Source organism: Clostridium sp. 001 (genome assembly GCF_019056555.1).
Classification (GTDB): Bacteria; Bacillota; Clostridia; order Clostridiales; family Clostridiaceae; genus Clostridium_B; species Clostridium_B ragsdalei.
Window position 1 is genome coordinate 4,062,450 of record NZ_CP020473.1, and the last position, 21,329, is coordinate 4,083,778.

The 21,329-nt window shown below is 30.2% G+C and carries 17 protein-coding genes, 1 riboswitch and 1 other annotated feature; of the genes, 12 read left to right on the plus strand and 5 right to left on the minus strand.

Annotation, left to right across the window (positions count from 1 at the left end; genetic code table 11):
- Nucleotides 1-64 precede the first annotated feature (64 nt).
- Entirely contained in the window at nucleotides 65-1,201 is a 1,137-nt protein-coding gene (locus B5S50_RS18965; protein ID WP_254306772.1) for an ABC transporter permease, read from the minus strand.
- A gap of 37 nt (nucleotides 1,202-1,238) precedes the next feature.
- Complete coding sequence (locus B5S50_RS18970; protein ID WP_065078645.1) at nucleotides 1,239-1,970, minus strand: ATP-binding cassette domain-containing protein; 732 nt, start codon at nucleotides 1,968-1,970, stop codon at nucleotides 1,239-1,241.
- 180 nt (nucleotides 1,971-2,150) lie between these two features.
- Nucleotides 2,151-2,423 (plus strand) — a binding site (T-box leader).
- A 176-nt stretch (nucleotides 2,424-2,599) separates the two neighbouring features.
- Here B5S50_RS18970 and ilvA point away from each other — a divergent pair.
- Complete coding sequence (gene ilvA / locus B5S50_RS18975) at nucleotides 2,600-3,811, plus strand: threonine ammonia-lyase (protein WP_217302558.1); 1,212 nt, start codon at nucleotides 2,600-2,602, stop codon at nucleotides 3,809-3,811.
- A gap of 74 nt (nucleotides 3,812-3,885) precedes the next feature.
- Here ilvA and B5S50_RS18980 read toward each other — a convergent pair whose 3' ends face one another.
- Nucleotides 3,886-4,524 (minus strand): hypothetical protein, encoded by a 639-nt coding sequence (locus B5S50_RS18980; protein WP_242872140.1) that lies wholly within the window; start codon nucleotides 4,522-4,524, stop codon nucleotides 3,886-3,888.
- 253 nt (nucleotides 4,525-4,777) lie between these two features.
- Here B5S50_RS18980 and B5S50_RS18985 point away from each other — a divergent pair, with 253 nt between their 5' ends.
- The 4 genes from B5S50_RS18985 to B5S50_RS19000 all read left to right on the plus strand — a co-directional run bounded on the left by B5S50_RS18985 (nucleotide 4,778) and on the right by B5S50_RS19000 (nucleotide 8,806).
- On the plus strand, nucleotides 4,778-5,659 hold the full coding sequence (locus tag B5S50_RS18985; protein WP_217302559.1) for a zinc ribbon domain-containing protein: 882 nt from the start codon (nucleotides 4,778-4,780) through the stop codon (nucleotides 5,657-5,659).
- A gap of 21 nt (nucleotides 5,660-5,680) precedes the next feature.
- Nucleotides 5,681-7,126: a zinc ribbon domain-containing protein gene (locus tag B5S50_RS18990; protein ID WP_065078641.1), complete on the plus strand. Its 1,446-nt coding sequence runs from the start codon at nucleotides 5,681-5,683 to the stop codon at nucleotides 7,124-7,126.
- A 38-nt stretch (nucleotides 7,127-7,164) separates the two neighbouring features.
- Nucleotides 7,165-8,127, plus strand: coding sequence for a serine hydrolase (locus B5S50_RS18995; RefSeq protein WP_065078640.1), 963 nt, complete (start codon nucleotides 7,165-7,167; stop codon nucleotides 8,125-8,127).
- Between the two features lie 163 nt (nucleotides 8,128-8,290).
- Nucleotides 8,291-8,806, plus strand: coding sequence for a hypothetical protein (locus tag B5S50_RS19000; protein WP_065078639.1), 516 nt, complete (start codon nucleotides 8,291-8,293; stop codon nucleotides 8,804-8,806).
- Between the two features lie 242 nt (nucleotides 8,807-9,048).
- Here B5S50_RS19000 and B5S50_RS19005 read toward each other — a convergent pair whose 3' ends face one another.
- Both B5S50_RS19005 and B5S50_RS19010 read right to left on the minus strand, forming a co-directional pair.
- On the minus strand, nucleotides 9,049-9,621 hold the full coding sequence (locus B5S50_RS19005; RefSeq protein WP_217302560.1) for a xanthine phosphoribosyltransferase: 573 nt from the start codon (nucleotides 9,619-9,621) through the stop codon (nucleotides 9,049-9,051).
- A 21-nt stretch (nucleotides 9,622-9,642) separates the two neighbouring features.
- The gene (locus tag B5S50_RS19010) at nucleotides 9,643-10,959 is read right to left on the minus strand and encodes a nucleobase:cation symporter-2 family protein (RefSeq protein WP_217302561.1); all 1,317 of its coding nucleotides are present in this window, start codon (nucleotides 10,957-10,959) and stop codon (nucleotides 9,643-9,645) included.
- Between the two features lie 370 nt (nucleotides 10,960-11,329).
- Nucleotides 11,330-11,431, minus strand: a riboswitch (purine riboswitch).
- Nucleotides 11,432-11,603: 172 nt separating this feature from the next.
- On the opposite strand from B5S50_RS19010, the gene B5S50_RS19015 reads away from it, so the two are divergent.
- The 7 genes from B5S50_RS19015 to B5S50_RS19045 all read left to right on the plus strand — a co-directional run bounded on the left by B5S50_RS19015 (nucleotide 11,604) and on the right by B5S50_RS19045 (nucleotide 21,299).
- Nucleotides 11,604-13,502 (plus strand): AAA family ATPase, encoded by a 1,899-nt coding sequence (locus B5S50_RS19015; protein ID WP_065078636.1) that lies wholly within the window; start codon nucleotides 11,604-11,606, stop codon nucleotides 13,500-13,502.
- A gap of 290 nt (nucleotides 13,503-13,792) precedes the next feature.
- On the plus strand, nucleotides 13,793-14,236 hold the full coding sequence (locus B5S50_RS19020; protein ID WP_065078635.1) for a MarR family winged helix-turn-helix transcriptional regulator: 444 nt from the start codon (nucleotides 13,793-13,795) through the stop codon (nucleotides 14,234-14,236).
- Nucleotides 14,237-14,281: 45 nt separating this feature from the next.
- Nucleotides 14,282-16,027, plus strand: coding sequence for an ABC transporter ATP-binding protein (locus tag B5S50_RS19025; RefSeq protein ID WP_065078634.1), 1,746 nt, complete (start codon nucleotides 14,282-14,284; stop codon nucleotides 16,025-16,027).
- On the plus strand, nucleotides 16,014-17,936 hold the full coding sequence (locus B5S50_RS19030) for an ABC transporter ATP-binding protein (protein WP_217302562.1): 1,923 nt from the start codon (nucleotides 16,014-16,016) through the stop codon (nucleotides 17,934-17,936). The genes B5S50_RS19025 and B5S50_RS19030 overlap by 14 nt, the downstream gene beginning before the upstream one ends.
- Nucleotides 17,937-18,545: 609 nt before the next feature.
- Nucleotides 18,546-19,019, plus strand: a complete 474-nt coding sequence (locus B5S50_RS19035; RefSeq protein ID WP_217302563.1) for a DUF6323 family protein — start codon at nucleotides 18,546-18,548, stop codon at nucleotides 19,017-19,019.
- The gene (locus B5S50_RS19040) at nucleotides 19,019-20,329 is read left to right on the plus strand and encodes a DUF6179 domain-containing protein (RefSeq protein ID WP_254306623.1); all 1,311 of its coding nucleotides are present in this window, start codon (nucleotides 19,019-19,021) and stop codon (nucleotides 20,327-20,329) included. Before B5S50_RS19035 ends, B5S50_RS19040 begins: the two co-directional genes overlap by 1 nt.
- A 25-nt stretch (nucleotides 20,330-20,354) precedes the next feature.
- A complete protein-coding gene (locus B5S50_RS19045; protein ID WP_217302564.1) occupies nucleotides 20,355-21,299 on the plus strand; it encodes a YafY family protein in 945 nt (314 codons plus the stop codon).
- The last annotated feature ends 30 nt before the right edge of the window (nucleotides 21,300-21,329 follow it).

The window sequence follows — 21,329 nt, forward strand, 5'->3', positions numbered from 1 at the left end:
ATAGTTTAGTCTCTATAGTTATTTTATGATTACAATATAGTAAGAGTCAATTTTGCTTAGAAAATTATGATCTGAAAATAACACTTTCTTTATTGAACATATATCTTGCAAATGAGATTGCACCAACTATATACACTATCATCCAGCCAAAGGTTATAGCTATATGTGCTGTATTGTGTATTCCAACTAAGAACTCTTTTGTGAGGCAGGAAGCATTAGCTATAGGTATACTAAAAAAATAAGTTTCTATACTTTTACCATCCTTCATCATTGTGGCATAAACCAATATGACAGCTATTATTGTAAAAGGACTTAAATATGTTTGGGCCTCTTTTGATGATTTTGCATAAATACTTATGGACAGCCCTAAAGCCCCAAAAACCATAGTTAAAAGTATAGGCAAAATCATTATCAAAATAATAGTTTCCAATCCTATATTGATGTCATTTGCACCTTGAAACATTCCATTTGTCTGATTCATTGAAATAAATAATCCTGCAAGGTTTGCCAGTGATACTATAATTCCCACTATGGTAATTGCGAGAAATTTCCCCCAAAGCAAGGACATTCTACTTGCTTTTGTAGTTAGAAGTGGTTCTAGAGTACCTCTTTCCTTTTCACCAACGCCTAAGTCCAAAGAGGGTGCTACTGTATTACCAACACTACCAAGGATCAATAAAAGTGGTACCATTATATTAAGCATTAATTTTCCAATACCACTTTCCTTTTTTTCTATAGTATCCTGAGCAACATTTATTGGAGTTAATATTTTAGAATCTATATTTCTTTTTTCCAATCTTTTTGAAACTATATTCTTTGAATATTTATCTATGTAAGAATTTAATATGTCAAAGGCTTCCATACTGTCACTGCTGGAGTTGTCATAAGTTAATGTGATTTTTTCATTCATATCTTTACTTATATTTTCATCAAAATTTTCTGGTATAGTTATACCTGCTAAAATTTTACCATCTTTTACATCTTGTTTTATGTTGTTGGATTTAATTATTTTTACATTCTTTTGTAATTTAAAAAATGATCCTAAATTGCTGCTGCCTTTATCAACCACATCTATTTTTAAATTGTTTTCTACATTTTTATGACTTGTACTTGTAGCTTTTCCTATAACAAACGAAAGTATAGGAAGAAGCAGCATGGGAATTAATATACTCATGAGGATTGTTTTTCTATCTCTAAACATATCTAAAAGTTCTTTTTTTAATACTATTAATACAACTTTAGTTTTCAATTACATCACCTACCAACTGCATAAATATTTCTTCCATGTCATCATTATTATACTTAGACTTTAAATTCTCTATTGTTCCTGTTTCTATAATTTTTCCTTTGTGAATTATTATAATTCTATCACAAAGCTTTTCTACTTCAGCCATACTGTGACTTGAAAATATGACAGCTTTATTGTCAACTTTACACTTTTTTATAAAATCATGTACTATTCTAGATGAACTGACATCAAGACCTGATGTTGGTTCATCAAATAATACTACTGATGGATTATGTACGATAGATCTAGCTATAGAAATTTTTTGCTTCATTCCTCTTGAGAATTTACCTACTCTTCTATCCAAATAGTCTTCCATTTCAAGGTTTTTTGCTAAATATTTTATGCTCTTTTCGGTTTTTTCCTTTGACATTCCATTGAGTTCTGCAAAGTATCTTATATTTTCTCTTCCAGTTAATCTATCATAAAGACCAACTTCGCCGCCAAAAAGTATTCCTATTTCTCCTCTTACTTTTTCTGGATATTTATTCACATCATAATTGTTTATTAAAGCTGTTCCTGATGTAGGCTTTAGCATAGTTGCAAGCATCCTAAGTGTAGTTGTTTTACCTGCTCCGTTTTCACCAAGAAGTCCTACTATTTCTCCATTGTTAACTTCAAAACTAATATTATCTACAGCTGAAATCTTTTTAAATATTTTAGTTAATGATTGAACTTTAATCAATGTGTTTCCTACCTTTCTTTTTTTGTTTCAAATTAACTTGTTTCTCAAATCATTATGCAATAATAAGAGAAAATTGTAAACTGTAAGTTTTAAAGATTCAAATATTTTTAGAAAAAAATTAGAAAAATAGATTGACAATGTGGAAAAAAAATAATATACTTAACAACAAGTTAGTAATAAATACAAGCTTTGATGGAGAAAGAAATATTTAATGTTTAACTGCAGAGAGCCAGCGTTGGTGTAAGTTGGTGTTAACATAAATATGTAACTATCACTCCGGAGCTTCCAAGTAGAAAGGTTTTTGCCAAGTAAATGAGGACGTGTACCAGCGATATATGGTTAGGGTTCACGATGAATAGATGTTTTATTTACGTTGACCTGAGTGGAGTGGCAATTAGTGTATCTAATTGCAATTGAGGTGGTACCGCGGAAAGTTAATCTTTCGTCCTTATAAGCATATTTAAAAGTATGTTTATAAGAACGAAAGATTTTTTTATTATAAAATGAAAATTTGAGAGGTGAGTGAATAGGGGGCTTTTACTTTATATTAGAAAATTTTTAGAATTGGGGCAAAGTGCAATACGTAATAATATTATTATATCTAGGATAAGAGAGGAGATTTGAAGATTATGAAAGTGAATTTAACATTAAAGGATGTATTAGAGGCTAGTAAAAGAATAGAAGGAATATGTGTAAAAACTAAATTAATATATAGTTCAGAATTTAGTAGAGAAAGTGGTAATGAGGTATATATAAAACCAGAAAACCTTCAAATTACTGGAGCATTTAAGTTAAGAGGTGCATCAAACAAAATCGTAAAACTAAGTGATGAGCAAAAAGCAAAGGGACTTATAGCTTCTTCTGCAGGAAATCATGCTCAAGGTGTAGCATACTCTGCACAAAAGCTTGGAATTAAGGCAACAATTGTTATGCCTGAAACTACTCCACTTATAAAGGTTCAAGCTACTAGAAACTATGGAGCTGATGTAGTACTTAAAGGAAAAGTTTATGATGAGGCTTATGAAGAAGCTAAAAGATTAGAGAAAGAAAATGGGTATACTTTTGTTCATCCTTTTAATGATGTAGATGTAATGGCAGGTCAGGGAACTATAGCACTTGAGATAATAGAAGAACTAAAGGATGTAGATGCTATATTAGTACCAATAGGTGGAGGTGGATTAATAAGCGGAATAGCAGTAGCTGCTAAATCTATTAATCCTAATATAAAAGTAATAGGAGTTCAAGCTGAAGGTGCAAATCCTATGAAAGTTTCTTTTGATACAGGTAAACTCACCTATGCAGATAAAGTTGATACTATCGCTGATGGCGCAGCAGTAAAGCAGCCTGGAGATCTTACTTTTGAAGTAATAAAAGAATATGTAGATGAAATTGTTACAGTAAGTGATAAAGAACTTATGGAAGCTGTGTTTGTTGTTTTGGAAAAACATAAGCTTGTAGCAGAAGCAACGGGAGTAATGTCTTTAGCAGCACTGAAGAGATTAAACTTTAAAGGAAAAAAAGTAGTTTCCTTAATAAGTGGAGGAAATATAGATGTAGTAACAATAGCATCTCTTTTGAATAATGGATTATTTTCAAGAGGAAGAATATTCTGTTTTTCAGTTAAACTTAAAGACACTCCAGGACAACTTCTTAAAATATCTCAGATATTAGCTGAAAAAGGAGCTAATGTAATAAAGCTGGATCACAATCAGTTTAAGGCTGTTGATAGATTGAAACATGTGGTTTTAGAAGTTACGGTAGAAACAAATGGGTATGAGCATATAGAATCTATAGTTAAGGCATTAAATGATGAAGGATATGATGTAGATAGAGTTTGCTAAGAAGAAAATTAAATTCTTTAGAAAAGCGGATAGTGGTAAAGCTATCCGCTTTATTTAAAACATAATTAGATAATCTATTTGTGTGGTACTTCTCCATAATGCTTTATATGATCAGCTGAAGTTGTTACATATTTAAAAACAGTTTGATGTTTTTTATTGTCATACTCTTGAATATAATGATAGTAAACTATACTGTTTACTAAATGGGGTGTCATACGAAAACTTAAAAAAGTAGTAAAATCACTGCTGGCTACAGACTTTTTAGTTATAGGATCTTTATAGGAAAAAGAATGAAATACACCATTATGAGTGTGAAGATTTTTAGCATTTTTTTCTTTCCCATAGTAACAAAACACATGCTTATTGTCTCTTATACCAATATTAATAAAGGCATGTGCATGAGCGTGTTGAATATTATGAGTATGAAAATACTTTTCATTGTAAAAATAGAATTTATCATACTTAAAAGGACTTCCCTTACTTGCATCTGAACAATGTCGTACTATATAGCCCTGACCATCACAACCGATTATTCTTCCGTTGTGTATCTTTACAGCACCCTGCTGCTGATACAGTACGCCAACTCCTTTGTCATTATCAGATAAATTGCATGAGCTATTATAAGCTGATGATCCTATTAAAACATCTTCTGTTTGTAAAGAAGTATCTTCTAATTCATGAATATTGACTTTATTTTTATGATGATGAGACATCATTTTTTCCTCCTAACCATTGTTTATATTAGACTACTGCAAGAGTCTAATATGTTCCCCAGTATATATGATATTTAAGTACTATTTATTTGTTACAAACTAAGTGCATTAAAATAATTGTGGTGCATAATGTAAAATATGGTCTAAAAACTAATTTTTTTAAAATCATAGGAGGAATTTAAAAGATTTTATAGAATAACTTAAAGTAAACTATATGTAAATAAGAAGAAAGATAGAACTGGGGGAAAATATTATGGCATATTGTTCTAAATGCGGTAAAAAACTTGAAAAAGGTGACATATATTGTCCTGATTGTGGAACTAAAAATATAGAACTAAAAGACAATGTAAAAATTAGATCACAAACTGTACCGAACAGGAATATTGACTATAAAATTATTATAAATATTATAGTGGGCATGTTCTTGAAACCAATTACAACGGCAAAAAAATTTATAAATGAAACAGAAAAGAATATAGTAGTTGTATTAACCTTACTTTTTATAGCATTTCAAGGATTTTTAGGAATTTGGAGAGCAAATCAGATTGTTTCAAGTATAAGTAACGTCATACAGGATGTTATTAGAAAAACAGCAGAAATTGTAAATTTGATACAACCGCAGGGTTCTTCCAATATAATAAATTCTAGTGAAATGAATGAAATAACAGGTGAAATAAGCAAAATAAAGTCATTTATAAAAATACCTTACGGAGAAATATTCTTGCAAAATTGTGCATTGGTTTTAATTTCAGTGCTAATTATTTTTGTAATAATTTGTGTAGCAAATACTTTATTATCTAAAAAGGCACCTGAAAAATTTAAATATTATAAAACAGCACTTATAGTTACAGCTCCAGCTTTGTATTTTGAATTTTTTTCTATTATATTTTCATATTTATCAATTGATCTTGGATTAGCCACAGCTTTGTTTGGGTATATATTTTCACTAATATGTTTTGCAATGGTTATAAACGAATCACTAGTGATTTCTAAAAATAATACTGTATTTGTTGTCTCATTTGCAAGTTTAGTCACTATTATTGCTCTTATATTGTGTTTTGGGTGGTTTATGCCATCTGTTTTATCTAGTATAGTTTCATCAACTATGAATGATATAAAAAATTTAGGAATTTAAAGTTTGATTGGAGGGTGAAAAATGAATTTCTGTCCAAAGTGTGGTGCCAGTGTTAAGGAAGATTCGGGGTTTTGCCGCAATTGCGGTTATAACCTTAAAACGAAGTCAAATAATGTTAAGGAAGAAGATAAATCTGAAGATTTAGAAGATAATCTAGAAGAAGATTTAGAAGACAATTCAGAGGAAAAAACGGAACAGTTTGAGAATAAAATAGAGAATATTAAATCGGTTTTGAATAGTAAAATGTTAATTGGTATAATTACAGCCTGTGCATTTACAATATTATTTATTTTTATTGGAAAGACAATTAGCAGTCCTCAAAGAACTGTTGCTTCATTTCAAAGTGCTGTAAACAAAAGTGATACTACGGCATTATCTAAGATATTGTATACAACTGATGGAAGGTTAAATTTAAAATCAGATACTATAGATCCACTTTTAAAATCTTTTAAGAACACTCCTTCAGAGCTTTCAAGTACTATTAATGATTTAAATAGTCAGGCTGTAAACTTAAAAAATGGTGGCGTAGAAAATCAAAATTCTAGTTTGTATATTACGAAAGTGGGTAGAACTTTGATTTTTTTCCCAAAATATAAAATTACATTTAAATCCGTTTTCTTAACACTCACTTCAAATGTTAAAGGAGCAGATATTTTAGTAAATGGTGAGAAAGTGGCTAAGGTTGACGGTCAAAATTTTTCAAAACAATTTGGACCGTATATACCAGGATTCTATAATGTGGAGGGAAAGGCTCACGGCGATTTTTGTGAGATGGATAATAAGACTAAGGTAGATTTTATAAGTGATAAAAAGCAGGATGAAACTGCAGAGGCATTAAAAGGGCTCTATTTGAAAGTAAATTCTAATTATGATAATAATGAAATATATGTTAATGGCAAAGATACTAAAAAATCTATAAATTCTGGGGATACCATTGGACCTGTTGCAGCAGGAGCAAGTATTTATGCAGTTATAAATTACAATGGAGAACAGATTAAAAGTTCTTCTGCTAATCTTACAGATGATGATAATCTAATTAGTTTTGATTATTCTAAAGGAGGAGAAACACCTGAACAGCGGAAAAATGATATCAACGATATGATAGTTGGATATGCCTCTTCTCTTGCTGATGCATTGACTTCTGGAAATGCAGGACGGCTTGAATCTTATATGTATCCGGGAAGTAAATTAGATAAGCAACAGATGGACAATATAAATTCTTATTATAAAGGTAATGGCAGTTTTTATGAAAAGTATGATTCTGCTGTTGTTAATTCGTATAAGATGGATGCAAGCGGTAAGTCAGGTACGGTAGACGCAACAGAGGTGTATGATATTAATGAAAACTATGATGGAGTTGATTCTCAAACAAAGACGAGAACTTTTGAGAATATATATAAGTTTAAATACAATGATACTACACAATCATATCAATTGGCGGAAAGGACAAGTGCTGTAGAAAAATAATTTTATTTTGTTTTGATTAACAGGAGAGAGGAAACTTAATGAAAAAAAGAAAGAGGTCACTATTGGCGTTAAGTATTATATCTGTACTTTTGATAGCATTATTTGTGATTGAATTTAATATTTACAAGACAAATATGAATCAGAAGAAAGTATCTGTTGCAAATGTAGATAAGAAAACAAAATCTTATAAAAGTCCCCAAAAAGTTGATAATAAGTCCAAGAAGACCTCAACAGCTGCATCTGAAATGAAGGTTGATGAAACTGAAAAGGCACGGCAAATCGCTGAAGCATATATAGGTTCAAAAGATGTTGGAGTATATTGTATTGAGTTAAATAGTGGAAAGAGTTTTGGAGTAAATCAGGATAAAATTTATTATGCTGCCAGTACAGGAAAATTACCAGAGATTTTATATACTCAAAAAAGAATTAATGAAGGAGATATAAGTGTAAATACTCAATTTCAGTATCATGATTATGTAAATGACATACCTGGAGCCATGATTAGGGGTGGTACGGGTGTGTTAAAAAACAATATACATGATGGCCAAGTGGTTAGTGTTGGCACTTTATTAAAATATGCCTGCAGTTATTCTGATAACCTAGCTTCCAATATGCTGGGGTATTATGTCTGTGATAAAAATGATGGTATTTTTAAGAATTACATTAGCAGTATATTATCTAAGAATATAACTACTTTTTCTAAGGACTTCTCGGCTAAGGATATAGCTTTATTTATGAAGTCGATATATTTCCAAGGCGGACAAGCTACAGATAATTTAAAAAATACAAGCTGGGATAATATTAAAATACCTAAATATCTACCGGTGAAAGCAGCACATAAAATCGGAATAAATGGAAGTTATAATCATGATGTGGCAATTGTTTATGCAAAGGATCCTTATATAATATCAATTATGACTAAAGGAGAAAGCGATGAATTTATTGCCCAGTTGTCTAAGAAAGTTTACGATGAACTGAATAATGATGCAAATTTGAAGTAAAATGAAATATAGAAGTGTAAAATTTTTCTTGTAAATAACTACAAATTTTGAGATTATCAATATAAATAGTATAATAGAAGATAGGAGTATTAAAAATACATTAAATATTCTAAAAGTACTTAATGACTAACCACCAAAAAAGATATGAATAAGGAGAGATAGTATGGGCATTACAGTTAAAAATGCAATAAAAAAGTTAAAACCAGATGTATCTGAATTTGTTATGAAAGAGTTGGAAAAACTGGACTCTAAGTGTTATTTACAAAGGCATGAATCTGATTATAGGTTTAATATACATCAAAAAGAAAACAAAAAGTTAAATTTACCTACAAGTGGTGGAGCTCCTTGTATGAGAGCTTATGTATATGGAAACCTTATGTTTACGGAAGATAATATTTATTTATCAAATAAATGTATAAGTAATTCAGAAGCATTAGAACATGATACTTATAGGGCTGTTTATGAAAACCAATATAATAAACTTGTAAAACAATTAGAAGATAAAGATAATGAAGAAGAAATAACAAAATTTAAAGATGAAAATTTTATTAAAAAAGATGAAGATGGTATGGAAGGAATAAAAATTACAGATGACAATGTTGATGAAATAGTGGATAGTTTACTTAGTAACATACCACCTTTTTCTGAAGAATACATTAAGATGTTTTCTGAGTTATAGATAACTTTAATTCCTGTCAGATAAAATACGCATATCAAAATTTTATAGTACATTAGCTGATATAAATATTTATAAAACTGGTTATGGAAATTGTATGTTCTTTTTATATTTATGGAAATTAAATTTGGAAGGAATCTAGGAATAAGTTGATTTTTATCTGGGTATAAAAGAAAGATGAAAAATAAATGAAGGTTTTCATCTATTTTCCATCCAGGTCACAATAGAAACTCAAACAAATTTAATTAATCCATAAATTCAATAGTGTCTTTTGCAAGTCTTTTTATTCTTGCAAGAGAATATACATGATATCCTTGTTTGTCAAGGAGTTTACGTCCGGGTTGAAAAGATTTTTCAATAACAATTCCAATTCCTGTTACCTTTGCACCACATTGTTCAACCAGGCGTATAGTACCTTTTGAAGCTTCTCCATTAGCTAAAAAATCATCAATTATGAGAATATTATCTTCAGGGCATATGTATTTTTTTGATAAAGTAAGTTCATAATCAGAATCCTTGGTAAATGAGTGAACTGTAGTTTGATATACATCTTCACTTAATATTTTGGATTCTTTCTTTTTTAATATTACCATAGGTAAATCCATCTGAAGTGCAGTCATAACAGCTGGGGCTATTCCTGAACTTTCAATAGTAAATATCTTTGTGATTCCCATATCTTTAAAATGTTCTGCGAAACTTTTTCCTATGGAATACATAAGGCTTGGATCAACTTTATGATTTAAAAATGAATCTACTTTTAATATTGATTCACTTAAGGCATGTCCTTCTTCTAAGATTTTTTTTTGTAATTCCTTCATAAATTAACACCTCGCGATTTTTTATTTTTCTTCTTTTAAAATAAGATTCAATATAAGTGCTGCAATAGTTCCTGTAGAGATACCAGATGAAAAAATCATCTTTAAGCTTTCTGGAAGATTTGATAAAATTTCAGGTCTGAAAGTAACTCCAAGACCTAAACCTATAGAAGTTGCTATTATGAGAATGTTTCTATTATTTAATTTTACCTTACTTAAAGTTTGAATTCCAGCAGCAGCAACTGTTCCAAACATTACTATTCCAACGCCACCGAGTACAACTTGAGGTATCGCGTTTATTATTGCAGCAAATTTAGGAAATAATCCTAGTATAATAAGTATTATTCCTGCGGTCATTGTGACAAATTTACTTGCAACTTTAGTAAGGGGGATCAATCCGACGTTTTGACTAAAAGAAGTGTTTGGCATAGCCCCAAATATTCCAGCAATTACACTTCCAAGCCCATCAGAAAGTACACCATGTGAAATCCTAATATCATCCTCTTTAATACCTGATATTTCATTTATTGCTCTTAAATTTCCTACAGTACTTATGACAGAAACTAAATATGCTGGAATAAACGGAAGTAGAACACTTGAATTAAAGGTGATACCATGTTCAAATATTTTTGGAAGTGTTACTATACTTGCTTTTGAAATAGATGAAAAATCTACCATACCAAGAGCAATACAAATTATGTAACCTGCTGCCATTCCAATTAAAATTGAGGCACTGCTTAAAAGACCTTTGCCATAATGATTTAAAAGTAAAGTAATTAGGGTTACAGTTAACGCAATACCTATATTTTTTAAACTCCCATAATTTTGTACTCCAGAACCTCCTGCTGCCCAATCTATTGAAACTGGCAGTAGTGTAAGTCCTATTAGGCATACGACTATTCCAGTTACGATTGGTGGAAAAAGCTTCATTATGTATTTAATAGAAAAGCTTAAAATAATTACAATAAGTGCTCCTAATATAGTGGCTCCGAATATGCCGGAAAGTCCAAATCTTTTTCCAACTGCTACAGCCGGGGCTACAAAAGTGATGTCCGTTCCCATAATACAAGCTACTCTTGCTCCAACTGGGCCAATGCCTCTAGATTGTATGAAGGTAGCTATTCCAGCTACTAGAATTGCAGCACTTATTAGTGCTGTAGATGTATGGGAGTCAAGCTTTAGTGAAGATGAAATAATTATTGGGACTACAATAATTCCACCAAAAGCAGCAAAAATATGCTGAAATCCTAATAAAATTTGAGATAATAATTTAGGCTTATCGTAAACTCCATAAATTAATTCCATTTCAGATGTTTGTTCTTCTTGTCTTTTAGCTTCCATGATAGACTCCTTTTTAGAAATATAAAATTTTAAGTACATAACTCAACTTTCACACATTAAAAATAATGCGAAGCAAAGCTTCGCAAGTTAAGAATTAATAATGAAAAATTAATAGTGAAGGATGATTTTTAGCTGTCGCAAAAAATCTTTAAATTTATATAAATCAGCAATGTTTCGCTTTAGCAAAACGAGTGATGAAAAGCTTAATCAAAGATTTTTTGTAGTGTAACGGAAAAAAATCCACATTAACTATTAATTCTTCATTCTTAACTATTAATTAAAACTATTGCGACGCAATAGTTTTAAACTGCGAAAGTTAAGTACATAAAAAATACCCCATAAAAAACGAGGTACATTTGAAAAGTATATGAAGTTTCAAATATTACCTCGTAGTCTGCTTATTTAAGGTTAGCAGGTAGAAACTTTCGGACCATATTACCGAATGTATATGAGTTATTACTTATGTATGGTTAAAGTCACAAATAAGATTATAACACATTTCACATTAAAGTATAATGCAAAATATTCCATGATATTAGAAGGTTAAATTATATAAATTTAATTTAATGTAATATAATATCGATTAAAATGGAAGGATAAACTATGAAGCTGCTTTTTATTATAAACTAAAAAGGGGAATTCCTATGAATAAAAGCGTATTTTATAAATGGCTAAAAATAATTAAAAAGTTAGATGATATGACTTGTAATGCTCAAATTTCAAATTGCCTTATAATAGAAGAATCTTATGGAGATCTAGATGATTCTTATGCAAGGGATAAGTGTGAGTCTATTTTTCCTAAACTTTCTTATACTGAAAAAGAGGATGATGAAAATATAAAAGTGAAAAATCTTTTTAATTCCTTGAAGTTGTATGAGGAGTTTAAAGAAAACAAACTTGTTCAGGAAATAAAGGATATGCCTGATGTAGATCCGAATAAATATGATGGGTCCTATGAACTTGTCCGAGAAACAGTAGAGTCCTTTTCAAGAACACCAATAGATGTTATAGATGTAAGTGATTTGGATATGCTATATTTTATGACTGTGGGGACATGGAAAGTTAAGGTAAAATATAAGATCCAAAAAATACAAAATAGTCATTTGCCTATAGAAGAAAAGAAAAGACTAACAAAAATATTTAATTTTGTAATGGAGAGAGCTAGAAAGCATGAATATGAAAATATTGTAGGCGAATGGTCTGTAGGAATGTTTAGTATTGGATTTTACACATTTACCTCAAAATCAGATGAAGATAGTGCACGAAGATTTATATCTTTGTGTATAAGAATACATAAATCGCATGATGAAAATGAAATTCTTCATATGGCTGAGGAAACTTTTAAAACTAGCATAAAAGGTATGCAAGCGATGGAAGCTTCAGTTATTCTTCATTGTTTGAAACCTTATATTTTCCCTATAATTAACACGGATACAATTGAAGATTACGTTTTGTTTGAAGAAAAAGGTGTAATTTTTACAGATCCAAAAGAGCTTATAAATTATGTTGAAAATACTAGAAAAATTAAAAAGTTTAGGGATGAAGAATGTCTGTTTAGAAATTATAAGGTATTGGATATGAAATTATTAAGCATAGAGAGAATGAAAATAGATAAGTCCAAATATAATGAAATTATGCCAAACAGGGATGTTATTAACGAAGAAGATTTAGAAATACCTGCTTGTTCAAAATCTACGTATTCTAAAGAGGATTTCTTAAATGAAATATTTATGGAAGAAGGTCAGTATGATGTTATATATAATCTTTTAAGGTATAAAAAGAACATAATTCTAAAAGGTCCATCTGGTGTTGGTAAAACTTTTATAGCCCGAAAGTTTGTTTACTCTATAATGGAGCAAAGAGATGATGCAAGGATTAAGATGATTCAGTTTCATGAGGGCTATTCTTACGAAGATTTTATCATAGGTTATAGACCGGAAAAGAATGGGTTTAGTCTTAAATATGGCATATTTTATCGCTTTTGCAAGCAAGCTCAAAATGATTCCAGAAGGCCCTATTACTTTATAATTGATGAAATAGACAGGGGAAATCTGAGTAAGATTTTTGGAGAAGCTATTATGCTTGTTGAGGCTGATAAGCGCGGAGAAGAGTATGCAATATCTCTACCTTATATTGAAAACTTATTTTATATACCGAGAAATGTTTATATTATAGGCACTATGAGTGCACGTAAAGGTAGCACCAGAGTATTTGATTGTACTCTTAGAAGACGTTTTGCTTTTATTGAAATTGAACCTGCATTTAATAATTTGAATTTTAAAAGATATATGAAAAATAAGAACGAAGATTTGGCAGAGAGTATTATTGAAAAGTTTGTAAAACTTAACGAAGATATTGAAAATGATCCTTCATTAGGAGGAGATTTTCGCATAGGGCACAGCTATTTTTGTATGCCAAAGCATACATTAAGCAAAGAGGAGTATAAAAATATTATTCAATATGAAATTTTACCTCAGATTGCCGAATATTGGTCTAATGAACCTTATAGAATAAAAAAATGGATAAGAGAACTTATAGAGTAATATCAAGTGATTCTAAGGTTCAGGTGGAGTTTGCTTATAAGGAATACTCATCTCCATCTGAACCTTAGAAGAACTTATCCAGGTGCGTAGCAGTGCTTATCCCACCACTTTGAAGAAGATTGGGGGTGTTAGCAATGGTAGCAATCGGATAAAGACTATGAAGAAAGATTTTTAATCTAAACTTCATAGTTCTTTTATTTTGCGAAAAATTATTGACATAATGTATAATTAAAATTATAATAGTTAGAAACCTTACAATTAGAAATCTAACAAATGGTGGAGGCATGAAAATGAACAATAAAACAGAAATGTACATTGGAAGAAAAATTAGTATACTTTCTAGGAGAATTCATAGAAGAATAGATAAAGAGGCATCACAGTATGGTATAACTGCTGTTCAAGCTAGAATACTTGGTTTTATATATTGTAAGTCCAATAAAAAAGATATATTTCAAAGGGATATAGAAGAAGAACTTGATATTAGACGTTCTTCAGTAACTAGCGTACTTCAGCTAATGGAAAAAAACGGATATATAAAAAGAGTAAGTGTTTCTGAAGATGCAAGACTTAAGAAGATAATAATAACAGAAAAAGGTTTGCAAATTCAAAAAAAGGTATATGATTTTATTCTTGGAATGGAAGAATCTTTAAAGGATGAATTAAGTGATGAGGAGACAGACATATTAGTCGATTTACTTGACAGATTGTCTGAAAAAATTGGCGATGGAATATAGATTCCTAATATTAGTTAGGAATCTAACAAGGGGAGGAACAAGGTTATGATAAGAAAGATATCAAGTTATATAGGCGAATTTAAAAGAGATTCTATTATAACACCTGTATTTGTTGCTTTAGAGGCCATAATGGAGACGATTATTCCACTGTTGATGGCATTGATAATTGATAATGGCGTGGGAAAAGGAAATATAAAATATGTGTGCATTGTTGGAACTATAATGCTTATGGTGTCATTTGTATCCCTTACCTGCGGCGCATTATCAGGAAAATATGCAGCTAAAGCATCTACTGGTTTTGCCAGAAACCTGCGAAGAGCAATGTACTATAATATTCAAAACTTTTCTTTTTCTAATATAGATAAATATTCTACAGCTGGTCTTATAACTAGACTGACTACAGACATAACAAACGTTCAAAATGCATTTCAAATGATAATAAGAATGCTTGTTAGAGCACCGTTTATGCTAATCTTTGCTATGGCAATGAGTTTTTATATAAATGCAAAGTTAGCTCTTGTATTCTTAGGTGCCATAATTTTTTTGGGAATTATATTGTATATTATTATGACAAGAGTACATCCATATTTCATGGAAGTTTTTAAAAAGTATGATGATTTGAATGCTAGTGTACAAGAAAATCTAACTGCCATAAGGACTGTGAAAGCTTATGTAAGAGAAGAGCATGAAAAAAGCAAGTTTTATAAAGCTTCTGAAACTTTATATAAATACTTTATAAGAGCTGAAAAATTAATAATAATTAATGCTCCTGCAATGCAATTTGCAGTGTATACATGTATTTTACTTTTGTCGTGGCTTGGGGCAAAAATGATTGTTTCAAAATCAATGACAACGGGAGAACTTATGAGTTTATTTACGTATACCGTTAATATATTAATGAGTCTTATGATTATTTCAATGGTATTTGTAATGGTAATTATGGCCAAGTCATCTGCTGAAAGAATTGTGGAGGTTTTGGACGAAAAAAGTGATTTAACAGATCCAGAAGAGAAGGCAATTTGTGAAGTAAAAGATGGATCTATATCCTTTAATAAGGTTGGTTTTAGCTATAACAAGAGTATGGACAATCTAGTTTTAGAAAATGTAAACTTGAAAATTAATTCTGGTGAAACAATAGGTATTATAGGAGGAACAGGAAGTGGAAAGTCTACTTTAGTCCAACTTATTCCAAGACTATATGATACTACATGTGGAACTGTTGAAGTTGGTGGAGTTGATGTTAGAAAATATGATATAGAGACTCTTAGGGATGAAGTTTCAATGGTGCTGCAAAAGAACGTATTGTTTTCTGGGACAATAAAGCAAAATTTAAGATGGGGAAATAAAAATGCTTCTGATAAAGAAATAGTTGCTGCATGTAGAGAGGCTCAAGCTGATGAATTTATAGAAAAGTTTCCTGATAAGTATGATACTTTTATTGAAGAGGGTGGTTCAAATGTATCAGGCGGGCAAAAACAAAGATTATGTATTGCAAGGGCTTTGCTAAAAAAGCCCAAAATATTAATTTTAGATGATTCTACTAGTGCAGTGGATACTAAAACTGATGCTCTTATTAGAAAAGCATTTGGAGAAGAAATACCAGATACTACAAAAATTATTATTGCACAGCGTATCTCTTCAGTTCAGGATGCAGATAGAATTATTGTATTAAACGATGGAAAAATAGATGGCTTTGGAACCCATGAGGAGTTACTAAAGACAAATGAGATATACCATGAAGTTTATGAATCTCAAGTGAAAGGAGACGATGATGACAATGGGTCAAAATAATAATAGTAAACCTAGGCAAATGGGCAGGCATCGTGGATATGTAAAGCCTAGTAAAAATTCTTTAAAAACATTAAAAAGATTATTAGCTTATGTTATCAAGGAATATAAGTTTTTATTTCTTATTGTATTAGTAGGTATTATTATAAGTTCTCTTGCTAATGTTATTGGTACATTATTTTTAAAAAACTTAATTGACGATTATATAACACCTCTTTTGCAAAAATCAAATCCTAATTTTGGACCGCTTTTAAAAATGATAACTACTATGGCGGTAATTTATTATGTTGGAGTTGTGTCAACATATGTATACAGCCGTGTGATGATTATAATTTCTCAAGGATCTCTTAAAAGAATAAGAGATGACATATTTTCTCATATGGAAAGTCTATCTATTAGTTTCTTTGATACGCATTCCCATGGAAACTTGATGAGTCTTTATACAAATGATACGGATACCTTAAGGCAGATGATTAGTCAAAGTATTCCACAAATATTAGCAGCGATTATTACTGTTGTCAGTACTTTTATCTCAATGGTATATTTGAGCTTCCCACTGGCTATATTTGAAATTTTGATTGTAATTTTAATGATTTATGTTATCAAAAATATTGGGGGAAAAAGTGGAAAGTATTTCGGACTTCAACAAAAAGATTTAGGTATGGTAAATGGATATATAGAGGAAATGATAAATGGCCAGAAGGTTGTTAAAGTATTTTGTCATGAAGAAGAGGCAAAAATCAATTTTGATAAGTTAAACAACGAGCTTTATCATAGTGCAAATAATGCAAATAAGTACGCCAATATTTTAATGCCTATTATGGGCAATATTGGTTATATCAATTATGTATTTGTTGCTATTTTTGGTTCTATTTTAGCTATTAGCGGATTTGGCGGATTTACTCTTGGAGGAATTGCAGCATTTTTGCAATTGACAAGAACGTTTAGTACTACAATTAATCAAATGTCCCAGCAGTTTAATTTTGTTATAATGGCACTGGCAGGAGCTGAACGTATATTCAGACTTCTTGATGAAAAGCCAGAAGAAGATGCAGGCTATGTATCCTTAGTTAATGCAAAAGAAAATGAAAATGGGGAATTAGTAGAAACTGAAAAACATACGGGAATTTGGGCGTGGAAACATCCCCATCATGACGGAACGCTCACTTATACAAAACTTCTCGGAGAGGTAGTATTTGATGATGTAGATTTTGGATATACTGATGAGAAAGTTATACTGCATAATATAAAGCTTTATGCAAAACCAGGACAAAAAGTAGCCTTTGTAGGAGCTACAGGTGCAGGAAAGACTACTATTACTAATTTAATTAACCGTTTCTATGATATTCAGGATGGAAAAATTAGATATGATGGCATTAATGTTAACAAAATCAAGAAGGATGATTTAAGAAGATCTCTTGGAATTGTACTACAGGATCCACATCTGTTTACGGGAACAGTTGCAGATAACATTAGGTATGGAAAATTGGATGCATCAGAGGAAGAAGTAATTGCAGCAGCAAAGCTTGCAAATGCAGATGGATTTATAAAACATTTACCAAAGGGATATGATACGGTTATTACTGGAGATGGTGGAAACCTGTCACAAGGACAAAGACAGCTTTTAACTATTGCTAGAGCTGCTATTGCAGATCCACCGGTTTTAATACTTGATGAAGCTACATCCAGTATTGATACGAGAACAGAATCTATTGTTCAAGAGGGAATGGATAAGCTTATGAAGGGAAGAACCGTATTTGTAATTGCCCACAGGCTTTCAACGGTTAAAAACTCAGATGTAATTATGGTGCTGGAACAAGGCAGAATTATTGAAAGAGGAAGCCATAATGATTTGATTGAGCAAAGAGGGAAATATTATCAGTTGTATACAGGCGCCTTTGAACTGTCGTAAAGTCAATTATAATCTCTGTAGGGTTTCAAAACGAAAAATAAACTTATGCTCCGGATATTTTTACAACCACAAGCACGATTAAATATTTTGATAAGTCTAGGCAGAAAATTTATAAAAATCTAAGGACTTTTGAAAACTCGTACCTCAGACAATTCAAAAGTCCTAAGCTTTTTTACAAATTTTCCACCAAGACTTATATACAAAATATTTAAATGTGCTTGCTTATTGTAAAAATACTCCTACGCATAAGTTTATTTTTTAGTTAGAATAATCTACATAGTGATTCTACTTGAAACTTGTCATTATATTATTTAGTACAAATAAATTTTCAACTGTATAGAGTTAAAAGTAAAAGTCCAGCTAGGTATTTTGTTAAACAAAATGCAAAATATTTAACTGGATTTTATTTTCATAAGTAGAAATATATAGACTATAATGAATTTTATCGATTTGACATTATAAAAATAGCAAATTGAACATTATCTATTTAATTATAATTAGAGATGTGTTATAATAACCATTACAGATATATATAACCATTCAATATTACTATATCATAAAATGAATTTTGTGTCAAGTGCTTTATTTTCATTTTTAGGAGGAAAAACAATGAATTTACCTGAAATATTTAATTCACTCAGCAAGTTACAGGAATCAAACAGTATAAGTGAAATTTCTAAATTAAATGATGACCTTAGAACCCATAATCTTGCTCTTAGTGTCAAAGATGCAAAAGATATAATAAATACCAGAAACAATGCATTAAAGGCTCAGGGTAGGATTGAGCTAAATTTAGATGTAATGAAATCTATTATAAAGGAGCTTGGAAAATCTTCTTATGTAAATCAGGACAATTTAGTTGAAACAATTAGTGATATGTATGAAGTATTTCATTATGTGAAAAATTCTACGTCAGATTTTTTATGTGATGATGAAATATTAAAAACTATAATGTTTTTTTACAATACAGTTTATGGTGGTTCGATGGAACTTATAAAAGGCAAAGGTGTTTCTAAAATTGTAGATAATTTTAGAAATGGTAAAGATGTTAATAATATAAAAGAAGGGGAGGAGAATGAATAGTGAAAGAATTTATTAAAAATAGAAACACAGATGCATTATATGTTCTTCAAAATCTAATAGTAAGATACACAAAAGGTAAAAGCAGTTCCATAAAAGAGGATACAGCAGTTCGTATTTTGAATTCAATTTACTATGCAATAAATGCTTACATTAAAAGTTCCACAAATTCCAGTAAAGGATCTTCTTTGATGCTTCAAGATGATATAGTTAAAATATATGAAAGTGGCATTGAAATCCTTAAAAAATCTGTGTTAGAGTGCAAAGAACTTTATGGAGAAGTAAAAGAAAACAAGCTTCATATTCCAAATGAAATATATAACTATACGATAGATACTGCGCTGACTTGCTTCTTTGAAAGCTATGATATAATTTTTGCAGCACAGGATGTAACATGTACTATGGATTATCCTCTTGTATTTGATAATATGAATATAAAAGGCATTTATTATATAAAACAATACCTTGAGAAATTGAAGATTGAAACTGAATTTTGTAACTTTTTTACACAGGCAGCTATAAGAAAATTACTTAGAGATTATGGTAAAAAGTATAAAATAAATATTATAAAAGCTCCAATAAATGTGTTTGAGATACTTATTGACCAATCTGTTTTTCTAGTTTTATCAGAAAGCAGTGAAGAGAAACTTACAATATCAATGGATGAGTTTAAAAGAATAAGTGAAAGGCTTTTAGGAAAAAGCAAGGAGGAGATATCTTTAATTGTAAACAGAGCTTTTAGTAAAATTATTTCTAAGTTTAATATTAAAAGTTTGAAGCTTATAGGTTATATAAAAAAGTATGAGAATTCATTTAAAACTAGGTTTTTGATTGCCTGCAGCAGCGGCAATCTTTATAATATGGTTGTTATAGATAAAGAAGATAATGAAGAAAATTATGTTGCCTTTAAAAAAGGCAGGAAAATGGATAATTATGAATTTAGTTGTGTTGTGGATGAGGTTACAAAGTGCGAAAGCGTTAAAGACAAGCTTGAAATTATAAGTGAAAATGTACATTCTCTTGAAGATTACATGGACATTTTAAATTTGGAATGTTTATTTGGAGATGAATATAAAGAGGCATTTAGATCACTTGATGACATGTCACTTGCTGTACTTGGAAAAAATGTATTTTATGATGATTTAAGGTGTAATTCTTTTAGTATCTCTACAGAAAGGCTTCTTTTATATAAAGATACTCTGGAATATGAATGGCAGAAATATTTCATTGATTTTTTACTAGAACTAAAAGGAGAAAGAATAAAAAATATAGAAAAAATAATTATGGATATTGATTTAGGGGAAGAACTGTAATTAAAATATATGGAGGATTTTAGTTTTGAAAATAAATAGGCTTATTGCAATTGTTGTCATGCTTTTAAATAGAAAGAAAATATCTGCAGCAGAATTGGCTGAAAAATTTGAGGTCTCTGTAAGAACCATCTACAGGGATATTGAAGCAATTAACATGTCTGGGATTCCTATAGTATCTCAATCTGGCAACAATGGGGGATTCTACATTATGGATAATTATAAAATCAACCATCAGTTTTTAACATTGGATGACATGATCTCCATAGTAGAAGCTTTGAGAAACATAAATGAAGTTTTAAATGATAAAAATGTGGATTTAGCCATTGAAAAAGTAAAAAATATAGTGCCAGATGAAAAGAAGAGTGATTTCAATTTGCATTTTAAACAAATATTTATAGATACTTTGCCCTGGGGCTTTAAAAAATCTAGTGAAGAAAATGAAAAATATAACATAATAAATGAGGCTTTAGAGAATGAGAAATGCATGACTTTTAACTATAGAAATGCAAAAAGTGAGTATATTTCGAGGAAGGTAGAACCCATAACCCTTGTTTTTAAAGGTTTTGGGTGGTATTTATTTTCTTTTTGCAATTTAAGACAGGATTACAGGATATTTAAACTCTCTAGAATGGATACTTTGAGTATTTTAAATGAAGATATTCATAAAGGTAGAATTTCCTATGAAAAATATTTAAGCATGAATAAAGTTGAAAAACTGCCGACAGAACTTACTCTTAAATTTTCAGAAAAAGTTAGGTATAGGGTAGAAGATTCTTTTGATAAGGATGAAATGACCTTTCAAGAAGATGGAAGTATCATAGTAAATATTAAATTTTTGGAGGATGAATGGATCTATTCCATGATACTTGGCTATGGGGAATATGTAGAAGTAATAAAACCTCTTCATGTAAGAGAGATTATAAAAAATAGATGCAAAAAAATGAATGCTATTTACGAAAAACAAAATTAAACCTGACATAATGCTGTCAAAGCTTCCCTG